This is a genomic window from Arthrobacter echini, assembly GCF_004803505.1.
GTDB classification, from domain to species: Bacteria; Actinomycetota; Actinomycetes; order Actinomycetales; family Micrococcaceae; genus Arthrobacter_D; species Arthrobacter_D echini.
In genome coordinates, this window is sequence record NZ_SSWH01000025.1 from 1 (window position 1) to 10,552 (window position 10,552).

General features: G+C 62.3%; 13 protein-coding genes. 5 read left to right on the top strand and 8 right to left on the bottom strand.

The features are described 5' to 3' along the window. Positions 1 to 154: 154 nt before the first annotated feature. Positions 155 to 499 (top strand): histone-like nucleoid-structuring protein Lsr2, encoded by a 345-nt coding sequence (locus E8P82_RS14760; protein ID WP_136455811.1) that lies wholly within the window; start codon positions 155 to 157, stop codon positions 497 to 499. A 452-nt stretch (positions 500 to 951) separates the two neighbouring features. On the opposite strand, the gene E8P82_RS14765 is transcribed toward E8P82_RS14760, so the two are convergent. From E8P82_RS14765 to istA, 5 genes are all read right to left on the bottom strand, one after another. Continuing rightward, entirely contained in the window at positions 952 to 1,413 is a 462-nt protein-coding gene (locus tag E8P82_RS14765; RefSeq protein ID WP_136455812.1) for a hypothetical protein, read from the bottom strand. Between the two features lie 111 nt (positions 1,414 to 1,524). After that, positions 1,525 to 1,719 (bottom strand): helix-turn-helix transcriptional regulator, encoded by a 195-nt coding sequence (locus E8P82_RS14770; RefSeq protein WP_136455813.1) that lies wholly within the window; start codon positions 1,717 to 1,719, stop codon positions 1,525 to 1,527. A 2-nt stretch (positions 1,720 to 1,721) separates the two neighbouring features. Beyond that, the gene (locus tag E8P82_RS14775; RefSeq protein WP_136455814.1) at positions 1,722 to 2,114 is read right to left on the bottom strand and encodes a hypothetical protein; all 393 of its coding nucleotides are present in this window, start codon (positions 2,112 to 2,114) and stop codon (positions 1,722 to 1,724) included. Between the two features lie 187 nt (positions 2,115 to 2,301). Further along, positions 2,302 to 3,108: an IS21-like element helper ATPase IstB gene (istB, locus tag E8P82_RS14780; RefSeq protein ID WP_136455815.1), complete on the bottom strand. Its 807-nt coding sequence runs from the start codon at positions 3,106 to 3,108 to the stop codon at positions 2,302 to 2,304. Continuing rightward, complete coding sequence (gene istA, locus E8P82_RS14785) at positions 3,105 to 4,829, bottom strand: IS21 family transposase (RefSeq protein ID WP_136455816.1); 1,725 nt, start codon at positions 4,827 to 4,829, stop codon at positions 3,105 to 3,107. Before istA ends, istB begins: the two co-directional genes overlap by 4 nt. A 466-nt stretch (positions 4,830 to 5,295) precedes the next feature. On the opposite strand from istA, the gene E8P82_RS14795 reads away from it, so the two are divergent. After that, positions 5,296 to 6,339 (top strand): IS481 family transposase, encoded by a 1,044-nt coding sequence (locus E8P82_RS14795; RefSeq protein WP_136455817.1) that lies wholly within the window; start codon positions 5,296 to 5,298, stop codon positions 6,337 to 6,339. A gap of 71 nt (positions 6,340 to 6,410) precedes the next feature. Here the strand turns inward: E8P82_RS14795 and E8P82_RS14800 are convergent, their stop codons facing one another. Next, complete coding sequence (locus E8P82_RS14800) at positions 6,411 to 7,070, bottom strand: RAD23 family protein (RefSeq protein WP_136455818.1); 660 nt, start codon at positions 7,068 to 7,070, stop codon at positions 6,411 to 6,413. A gap of 271 nt (positions 7,071 to 7,341) precedes the next feature. Here E8P82_RS14800 and E8P82_RS14805 point away from each other — a divergent pair, with 271 nt between their 5' ends. Together E8P82_RS14805 and E8P82_RS14810 are read left to right on the top strand one after the other, a co-directional pair. Then, positions 7,342 to 7,797, top strand: coding sequence for a hypothetical protein (locus E8P82_RS14805; RefSeq protein WP_136455819.1), 456 nt, complete (start codon positions 7,342 to 7,344; stop codon positions 7,795 to 7,797). A gap of 46 nt (positions 7,798 to 7,843) precedes the next feature. Then, positions 7,844 to 9,007, top strand: a complete 1,164-nt coding sequence (locus tag E8P82_RS14810; RefSeq protein WP_211096894.1) for an HNH endonuclease — start codon at positions 7,844 to 7,846, stop codon at positions 9,005 to 9,007. Here E8P82_RS14810 and E8P82_RS14815 read toward each other — a convergent pair. Continuing rightward, positions 8,998 to 9,333 carry a hypothetical protein gene (locus E8P82_RS14815; RefSeq protein WP_136455820.1) on the bottom strand — a complete coding sequence of 112 codons (336 nt, stop codon included), beginning with the start codon at positions 9,331 to 9,333 and terminating at the stop codon, positions 8,998 to 9,000. The genes E8P82_RS14810 and E8P82_RS14815 overlap by 10 nt on opposite strands. 147 nt (positions 9,334 to 9,480) lie before the next feature. Here E8P82_RS14815 and E8P82_RS15115 point away from each other — a divergent pair, with 147 nt between their 5' ends. Beyond that, positions 9,481 to 9,618, top strand: a complete 138-nt coding sequence (locus E8P82_RS15115; RefSeq protein ID WP_168796595.1) for a hypothetical protein — start codon at positions 9,481 to 9,483, stop codon at positions 9,616 to 9,618. Between the two features lie 159 nt (positions 9,619 to 9,777). On the opposite strand, the gene E8P82_RS14820 is transcribed toward E8P82_RS15115, so the two are convergent. Next, entirely contained in the window at positions 9,778 to 10,296 is a 519-nt protein-coding gene (locus E8P82_RS14820; RefSeq protein ID WP_136455821.1) for a DUF1643 domain-containing protein, read from the bottom strand. Positions 10,297 to 10,552: the final 256 nt, after the last annotated feature.

Below are 10,552 nucleotides of genomic sequence, written 5' to 3' on the forward strand. Positions count from 1 at the left end.
CTCGAACACCTTCGCGGCTCAGCCCTGGGCTTCAGGAACCTCACCAACTACATCGCTAGATCACTCCTCGAATCAGGCGGCTTCAGACCCCACCTGCACTCTCAATTACGATGAGCCGGTTACCTATCAATCAAAAATTTGAGGAGCACAACACATGGCGCAACGAGTACAGATCAATCTGATCGATGATCTGAATGGCGAGGAAGCGCAGGAAACTGTTCGCTTCGGTATCGACGGCACCGACTACGAAATCGACGTGACGGCAGAGAACGCCGAGAAGCTCCGCTCGACCCTGTCTGAATATGTTGCCAAGGGCCGGAAGGCGAAGACAGGCCGGCGCAGCCAGGCGGGGTCCGGCTCACCGTCTACGTCCACGAGCAGATCCAAGCGTGAAGAGACGCAGAAGATCCGCCAGTGGGCGCAGGACAACGGACACAAACCCAGCTCCCGGGGACGCATCACCCAGTCCATCATCGACGCCTACAACCAAGCGCACTAAAACCAAGCACACTAGAACCGAGCTCACTAGGTCCAGCACAACAGGCAGCAGCCGCATTCTTGGCTACCGGCTACCACGCTGTTGGTCGCATTCTGGGCTGGTTCCTGGGCGGGGTGGAGACGGGACCACACCACATGATCCCGTCTCCGGTTCTCCCTCGTGACAAGGAAATCTATTGAGGCTCCCTATTTGGGCGGGAGCCTTGTCTGCACTGTTGAAAGCGTTATCTGCACTGCATCTCCCAAGGGGAGTCTGCGTTGTGTGACGCACGGGTGTGAAAGGTGTTCTTCGGTGGTGACACTGGAAGAAGCGTCGGGCCGCCTTGGGGTGCTTACTGGGGTCGGGTGGCTCTTCTGTTTTGACAGTGGGCAGAACCCGCTTGGGGGTGGCAGGACCGCTGCGCGATGCGCGCCCCTGCCGCCCCGCCTCACTCCCCTACCCGTTCCACTCCCCTACCCTGCCGACTCGGCCCCCTCCGTGTCCTTGGTGCCGTTGGTGTCCTTCATCGCGTGATCCGTGATGAGGGACTCGACCTCGCTGAGGGTGTACCCCCATTCTTCGAGCTGGAAGAGGTAGTACGCGGCCTGGGGGCCGGGGTGCCGCCATGATTCGCGGCTGAGGTCCGCCTCGTGCGCGGCGAGCATCATCGCCAGGACAGCCTTGTCGGGGTTCGTGGTCGGCTTTTCGACCAGTGCCCGGTACGCCCGGTAGTCGGGGTCGGTGACGCCTGCGAGGCCGGCGGCGAGTTCGTGCTTCTGCGCCGTCGCCCGGGCGACGCTGTTGCCGTGGTTCGCCAGGGTCGTGGCCGTGAAGTGCGCCCAGCCCTTCGGTGGGGTCTTCCTCCCCAGCAGGCTCGTCAGCCATGCCTGCCGGACCTCGGTGCTCGCGTCCCACTTCTTATTGTTCTGGATCACCGTGCGCCGCTCCTCCTTGACTATGTCAACGTAAGCGGGACCCGCGGGGACGGTCTAAGCGGTACCCACTTCGGAGTGATGACAGGTGTTTGAGGTTGGTGCTTGAGTGGGTTAGTCCTCGGGGAAGAAAACGTCCTCGATGAGTAGGTTGAAGTGCTTCGCGATGCGGAAGGCCAGCGGGAGTGCTGGGTCGTATTTCCCCTTCTCGATGGCGATGATCGTTTGGCGTGAGACGTGCAGCAGTGATCCGAGGTCGGCTTGGGAGAGTCCTGCCTCGAGGCGAAGGTCTATGAGTCTGTTGCGCATCGTCAGAGGTGAGAGCGCAGTTTCAGGGTGTATCTGATGTAGTAGCTGGCGAGGAGGATCGTCAGGTATCCGGTGATGAGTATCAGGGATAGGTGTTGTAGTTCGAAGACCGCGATTCCCGCTAGGAGTGCGACGGCTAGAACGAGTGCGTCAACGAAGCCTTTCGCGGCTGTGTCATTGGCTACCTGCCGCTCGAAGCTGTCGGCTTCTGCGCTGAGCGTTCGTCGTTCACGTCTCCGGCGAAGCAGGTAAGACCCCATGCCTCCGGAGAACACCACCAGCCCAGAGGCAAGTGTTGGCCAGATTCTCTGGTCGTCCGGGGCGGCTGCCCCCCATGCTGATGTGCCGATGAGGGCGAGGATGCCCACGCCGGCGAATATGAGGTAGTTCTTCATGTTCTTCCTCCAGGTTGGTGTAAAGGTCCCTTAACACCAGCCTAGGAAATAGGTCTCTTGATGTAAAGGTCCCATGACACCAGGGGTCGCCGGTCGCGGAGCCGTGCAGGTTCTCGAGCGCGTTGATACTCAGGTGGAGCTTCGGGGGACTCACTTCGAAGAGATCGAGTAGCTGTCTCTCGATTGGTCAGGTGGCGTGTTGGGCGCGGGTGTGGGCGAGGCGGTAGGAGTCGGTGCCGGTTTCGATGATGGTGCCGTTGAACGTCAGCCGGTCTACGATCGCGGCGCAGAGGCGTGGGTCGGTGAAGGTTTTCGTCCAGCCGGAGAAGGACTCGTTGGACGCGATCGCGATCGAGTTGTTCTCTTCTCGTTCGGTGAGGACTTGGAAGAGGAGTTCGGCGCCGCGGCGGTCGAGTTCCATGTAGCCGAGCTCATCGATCATGAGCAGGTCGACTCTTCCGTAGCGGGCGATGGTGCGGGCGAGGTTCTTCTCGTCGGCGGCTTCGACGAGTTCGTTCACCAGGCGTGTGGCCAGGGTGTATTTGACCCGGAAGCCTTTCTCCGCGGCGGCGGTACCGAGGCCGATGAGGAGGTGGCTTTTGCCGGTGCCGGAGTCCCCGATGAGACACAAGGGTTGCCCGCGGCGGACCCAGTCCCCGGTGGCCAGGGTGTTGATGGTGGCCGGGTTGATGTTCGGGTTCGCGTCGAAGTCGAAGTCCCCGAGCCACTTGTCCCGTGGGAAGCCTGCAGCTTTGACGCGTCGGACCGATGAACGCCGGTCGCGGTCGTCGCACTCGGCTAGCAGCAGTTCGGCGAGGAACCCTTGATAGGACATCTGCTCCTTCTGCGCTGTGGTCGTGGCTTCATCCACGACAGCGCGGATCGTGGGAAGGCGGAGTCTGCGGCAGGCCTGATCGATCGCTGCGGTGGCTGCTTCCGCAGTGAGCCCTCGTCGTCGTCGCAGGGTCGTGGTGATGCTGGTCGTGGTGGTCATGATGCTGATCCCTTCTGGGCTGCGTCACTGATCGTGGTTCTCATGGTGTTAGGGGTTGCGGGTTCTGTCCGGTCAGGCAGGCGTAGGAGCTGGTCATAGGCGGCAACCGACGGCAAGGGACGCCTGTCGGCGGGCAGGCCGGCGATGACAGCGGCCGGGTCAGCGAGACGGCGCTGAGTAAGACTGACAACCCGTCGCTCGGGACCACGAGCTTGTTCACCACGATGACGGCCCAAACCGGACCCACCCAGCGACTCAGATATCGACTCGTGAAGGGTTTGGTGCCGGCGGGCTTCGACGGCGACGACATCAGCGGTGACCGCTCCGACGGTCAGGGCAGCGGTGATACCCGCGATGACGTCCTCGGCTGCCATCGACCGATGCAGGAGAAGAACATCGATCAGGGCCCGGGTTCCGCCAGCATCCCCGTCGGTTTTACGCGCCGCGGCCCAGAACGCTTCGTGGGCGGAGGTGAAGACCCCGGATGCTCGCGCCTGGGCCAGTGCGGTCGACCCTGGCAGGGCGCCGGGTTTGTGGTGGAGGACCTCGAGGTAATGATCCAGGTTCACGCTCTGGCCGTGCTGGGTCACGACCCTAGGGTGCCTGGCGATCTCGGTGCGGCCTTCGAAGACCACGACCTCGGAGGCGCGGAGGAACACCCGCACCGGGCGCCCGATGACCCGGGCCGGAACGGAGTAGGAGGCCATCCGCACCCGGATCAGGCTTGAGCGGTTCACCCTCGGCGTCAGTATCAGGCCCGGTTCGAACCGTTCAGCAGTAATCGGGGCGAGCAAGGACCGCTCCACGGCGAAGTCCTGGGCCACGGTGCGAAGACGGTTACCGACCCGGCGGTCCTCGTCCTCGATGTCCCACTGCCTGATCTGGTCGTTGAGCTCGGCCAAAGAGTCGACGACGGGCATCGGGGACAGATGGGTCCGGCGGAACCGGCCCACCTCGCCCTCGACGCCGCCTTTCTCGTGAGCGCCCTTGATCCCTGGCTGGCAGTAGAAAGCGTCGAACCCGTAGTGGGACCGGAACAACACCCATCGCTGGTTCTCGGTCCGTTGCCTGCCGGTGCCGTAGATGACTTTCACGACCGCGTCGGTGAGGTTGTCGTAGCGGATGTGTCGGGTTGGAATGCCGCCGATGTCCTCGAACGCGTCGATGTGGCCTTCGAGGAACGCTTCCTGGGCTTGGGTCGGATAGACCCGGTGGATCGCTTTGCCGGAGTTCGACAGGCGGAAGGTGAACATGTGGCACTTGGTCTTCACCCCGGCCAACACCACCCAGACCTCACCGAAGTCGACTTCTGCTTCCGCGCCCGGTGCGTGTTCCTGCGGGACGAAGACCTCTGGGATCCGGCCTACCTCCGCGTCGATCTCAGGGCGACGTTTGCGGACGTAGTCACGGACCGTCGAATAGGACAACTCCTTCGCGCCGTGCTCGCCAGCGAGGCGAGCGAAGATACGCCTGGCGGTATGTCGCTGCTTACGAGGAGCCTCGAGGTCCTCCCAGAGCATCCCATCGATCGCGGTCTTGAATGCTTCCAGCCGGGGCGCTGCGCGTACCCGGGGTTTACGCTCTGGTGGTTCTGCCTGTTTCAGCGCCTGCCGGACGATTGGTCGGCCGACACCATGACGCCTGGCCAGCTCCCTGATCGATAGGCCTTCCACGCGCGCATCACGCCGTATCCGCGCAAAAACGTCCACCCGAGACTCCATTCGAACCTCCACCTTGAGCAACCAAAGAAGCATTGCCACAACGGTGAAGGTGGGTACGGCTTAGACTGCCCGCGACACCCCCGAAAGACCGAAGTGGGTCCCGCTTAGATTGCCCTGGTGGGTACGAACAAAGCTGCCATAGTCACGCTCCACGCTGAGATCATCGCCCGAGGGCTTGTCCACTCAGGCCCGTGCCGGGAGCTATACGTCCGAGCGGTTTCAGAGGATCAGTCCGACTGGGTGACCGAGTTACAGCAGCCAGTTCGGCGCGGCTGAAGCATTAAGACGGGAGACGCACGATCGCGGTGGAGGATCGTCTTACGGGGCGGTCTTTCCGCGGTTTCTAGCTGTTGTGGGTCATGACGTTGTTGACACGCCGAGGGGTGTAAGCGTGAGAAAGGGGTAGGTCCCTGGTTGCAGGATGGAAGTACCTCTACAAGCCATTCGCACGAAGGACCTACCCCTCATGACCCACGCTAATGCCCCGTTGACCCCTGCTGGAAGACTGCGCCTGGTCGAGCGCTGCCAGCACCGCCCGATCGCCCACGTCGCCGCGGAAGCAGGGGTGGCACGCCAGACGGTGACGAAGTGGGTGCACCGGTACCAGGTACTTGGTGAGGCCGGGCTGGTCGACCGGCCCAGCGCACCCCACACCAGTCCCACCCAGACCCCCAAGACGGTGGTGGACCGGATCGAAGTCCTGCGTCGGGAGCACAAATGGACGGCACGGCAGATCCACCTCGAGCTCGTCCGGGACGGTCACCGGATCTCCCCGGTGACCGTGGCCCGCTGGTTGCGCAGGCTCGGGATCTCCCGTCGGCGGGACATCGACCCGACCGGTGCCAGTAACCGGACCAGCACCAGGATCGTGGCCCGGTATGCCGGGCACATGGTCCACCTGGACGTGAAGAAAGTCGGACGGATACCCGATGGTGGGGGCTGGCGGGCCCACGGGCGCGGCTCCGCGGCCGCCAAAGCCGCCGACCGTGCCAAAACCACAGCCAGGACCGCCGCCAGGACCGAAGGGAAGACGACCGGCGGCCGGGCCGGGTACGTGTACTTGCACTCGGCCGTGGACGGCTTCTCCCGCCTGGCCTACACCGAGGCCCTGCCCAACGAGACCGCGGCGACCACGATCGGGTTCTGGTCTCGTGCCAGGGTCTTCTTCGCTGCCCACGGCATCCACCGCATCACTCGTGTCGTGACCGACAACGGGTCCAACTACCGGGCGAAGAACTTCACCCGGACCATCGTGTCCACCGCGGCCCGCCACCAACGCATCCGACCCCACACCCCGAAGCACAACGGCAAGGTGGAGCGCTACAACCGGACCCTCGCCGAAGAGCTTCTCTACGCCCGCGAATGGATCTCAGAAACCCAGCGCGCCGACGCCATCACCATCTGGAACATCCACTACAACTACCATCGAGCACATACTGCAATCGGTGACCAACCCCCAGCCTCACGCCTCCACCAGACCATCACCAACGTCATGACACAGAACACCTAGTCGTGCGTTTGTCGTGACGCGACGGCTTCCGATTGGTTCGTCAATCCTTATCGAGCCGTGCGGTGGTCGGGTTAGGGGTTGGGGTAGGTCCATTCCCATCCCGAAGGGCTTCCTGCGTACTTAAAGACGAGGGTTCCTGTGGGGTTGGTGACATCGAGGACGAGCTTCCCGGTCACATTTTCGCCGGGCCCTATTTCCTGTGGCAGAACTTCGGCGTCCGGCAGGCAGCTGTAGGTCGCCATGGTGCCGAGGTCCGCGTTCGACGTTGTACCGTTCGGTGCGATCTCTGTGAAGTCGTAAGGGTTCATATAGAACGTGGGACTGATGGATTCCGCGAGAGCTGGATCGGTGACGACGGAGACGTCGAGGACCAGGATGTGTCCATTTTCTACCGGTGAGGGGTAGTTACCGGTGCACGGGACATCAACGGCGATCGAGTTCACGACGAAGGAAACGACCTGCTCGCCCTCGTCGGTGATACCAGCGCCTTCACCGATCTCCTTGATGAGGTTCCCGCGCGTCGATTTTGCCGCTTCGGGGGCAGCCGATGTGGCTACCTCGCTCGGCTCAGGAGTCGGAGCTTCTGATGCTTCCGTCGTTGCCGGCGCGGCCGATTCAGAGGTGGAGGGTGCTGCGGGTTCAACGGTCGGCGCTTCGGGCGAGTTCGTGCCGGTGGAGCATCCCGCCAGCAGCAGTACGGACAGGGCCAACGGCATCAGTGATTTCTTCATGATTCCCCTAGTGAAGTAAGTGCCGATCAGATGTCACACGGCATTGCAGAAGCTTATCGGCGCTCCGGACATTCTGCGCTTACGTGCCCGCAATCCGGCCTAAAGCGTGCTCTGACGACGGGGCGAGGAATGCTCTCTGATCCCGCATATGAGGAAGGCAAGTGGACCACCCTCGAGCGGGCATGAAGTTGATCCCAACACGGACATTTCGCATGCCGCTTACGCTTGTGCAGTGTCAGGACCAGCGCATGGACAACGGTTTGCTGAATCAGTGGTCTGGATCAACCGGATGCTGGGCGAGCTCAACTTCGAGGAAGAAGAGCTCGGCTACAAGCTCGCAACCGCGGAGCACCTCGCCAGGGCCCGCGAACAACTGCTCGTAGGAGACCCTGCTTGGACGGAATCTCTTATCGCCGGGCTGAAGCACTCCAACCAGTTGAACTGGCGGGTGAAGGATGACCTTGTCGCCGTCGCCCGGCAGCAACCCGAGCACCTGGGGCCGTTGCTGGAGCTTCTCTGGACAGGTACCGTGTCGAGGGTTTCGTTCAATGCCTTTGTCACTCGTCTCCATGGCCTGGGGGGGTGCTTTCACGACGGGGGTCGCGACATCCGTGGCGTCGGTGATGTTGATGGCCCTCGGACCCGAGGATCACCCGTCGTATCGGCCCAGAGCCGTCCGCGACTTTTGGGCCATAGTTCGGTGGCCGGAACCGGAGCCCGGGAGTGAGTCTTTCGAGAAGTACAGCCAGTTCCTGGGGTCCCTGAGGGCGTTCATGGTGGTCGCGAACACGCACGGTCTTGTGGTTCCTGATCTTCTGACAGCCCAGGGCTACATGTGGCTGATCACCACGTACGACCCCCGAACGGTCCTGCCGGCCCCGGCTCTTGAAACGTTCCGCGCCTGGCGCGGTGACCCCTACACTGGCACTCCGCCCGAGGGCTCGACAGCTGCGCGGCAGCGCGAGGCACTCCTCACCGATCTCGCGGACCGGGGCAACTACCTCTTCACCCGGAACGAGCTCGAGCAGTTCACCCTGCGCGGCGAAGCAGTTCCTCTCATTCCCACCCGGGCTACTTCGATCGTTCCGCCAGGTTTCGAGATTCCAGTGGCAATGATGCTGCCCGACACGACCACGGTCGATCAGATCATCGGCTCAGTCTCCGAGAACGGCATCGCTCACTATCACCTGACAGGGAAGGGTAAGACAGCGAAGCCTGACGAGGGCGTGCTGAAGGCGCTGGAAGCCCGCGTCCCGATCGTCGTCCTCGCGCGCGTCCCGTCCGACCAAACAGTGGATCCTGCTGACATCACATATCAGGCGATCTTCCCGGTCTACATCCACCGGTACAGCCGAAAAGCCTCGATGCTTGAACTCGATGTAAGCCAGGCGTACGCGTTCGACACCCCCGCGCAAACAGCCCTGTCAGCGCCGATAGCACCTGATTTCCGAGTGCACGAACGCCGCTGGTCCTTCCGGGTGGTCAAGCGCCGCCTGCACCAACCCCTGTTCAGTCGTGACGTGATGGATGCCTATCAGGGGCGGTGCGCGGTCTGCGGACTGGACGTGCCGGAACTGCTGGAGGCCGCGCACATCATCCCTGACCGGGACGATGACGGCCTCGCCTGGGTCCGGAACGGCATGGCACTGTGTAAAAACCACCACGCCGCCTACGACGCGAACCTTCTGGCAGTGTCCCCCGATCTGACCATCAGTGTTGCTCCCCCACTTCTGGTTGCCCCTGCGACTGCTGGATCAGCGCTCCGTGACATTTTGGCAAGCTTGCACGGTGCTCCCCTGAAGGTGATACCTGCTGATAAGCAGCAACAACCGGATTCCGGCTGTCTCGCCACCAGGTTCACCGAGTTCCAACAGAAGTGGTCGATCCCGGCTACTCCGATGGAGAAGGCGGGACCGACCTCCGGTTCCTACACGTAGGAGATAGGGTTCTGCGACTTCGAGACATGGTTGGCAACAGTACCGACCCTGCCATCCCCCTTAAGGAGGTCCCCGATGATCTCGAGCCGGTTTCCGTGCTTGATCAAGCCCCTCATCGTCGCCACCGCCAGGATCGTTCCTTCACTATTGACGATCTGCACTTCGTCCTCGTCAATGGCCCGGCTGGCCTTCATCACCCAACACCCACGGCCGGCCTCCCACGCGTCCTTCTCCGACATGTTTGGCGTGTACCCAACCTCAGTGCGACCCATAGGATCCTCAGCAGGCTTCACGGACTGGCGGGCGGCGATCTTGATCTGCAACATAACGACTCCTACTTGATAACTTGTTAACTGTGTAACAAGTATGCATATATAGCCTCAACATGTCAACAAGTATCAAAGTATCGGCTTGGGATATCAACTTTTCTCGATGTCCGGGGTTTCGCTGGTTCTACGTTCTAGAGTCGTCTCATGATCAACGAGGATGCCCTGCTGCCCGCGGACGTTCTGGCGAATTTGCCCGGTACGGAGGCGGTATTGGGTCATGCTGTTGCCGTCGATGGGGAACGCTGGCGACGCGCCCTTTTCCTCCGCCGCCCCGCCGCCTGACGCCGCAGGCACGCCCGGGCGGCATCTGTCACCACAGCCGACCCCCACCCATGGCGCTGATTGATCGTTCCGTCTCACGCGCTCAGCGACGCCGACTTCACATCCATCGACGACATCGAGCCCTACTTCGCCGGCTCCACAAAAGCGCAGCCTCGGCGCCTAAGCCGCCGGTGGACTCCACGACACAAGGGGTGTGCTGCTGTGGACGTAGAGCGGGTGGCGCGGATGACCATCCTTCGTTGTGCCCCAGCACTGCAGGTTCACTCCCTCGCGGTGGAGAACCTCGAAGACCTGCTGCGCTCTGGCCCGCGCGAAGGCGTGGGCTCCCCACGCGGCCACCATCGTGGTGCTCGTCCGAGTTGCGTCCAGAATGTAGTCGTCGTTCTCGGGGCCCACAGCGTCGGTCACCGCCTTCAGACCCTCAGGATCAGTGCTCCGCAGGGCAAATAAGTTAACGACCCGCAGACCGTCCGCGCCTGCTGCATCAGCAAGGGAGATGCAACGCCGGACAGTGCGGTCGTCCTGGAGCGCATCAGCGATTGACGGGTTGAGCATGATCACCGTCAACAGCGACGGGTCATCCCTCTGCCGCCACTGACGAGTGAGCTGATACCGGAAGGACACTGTACCAACGGCTGTTCTCAATGGGTCCCTCAAGGACATGACTATCTCGGACATAAAAGAATCCTGCCCCACAATCCCGCGTGTGCGACCGCATCTGCGCTCAACGCCCGGTATGCCACGTCATCGAAAGAAAAGCCCAAGACCCTATATGGCTCATCACCACGTACGACCCCAGCACGATGTTCCGGCTCCTGTGTTAGCGGCCATGAAAAACTGCCCATAGGCGGCCACGGAAGTGCCCACTGACGGCCAGGAGCACTGCCCGTTGGTGGCCATGAGATCTGCCCACTTCTTGTTTGGAACCCCGACC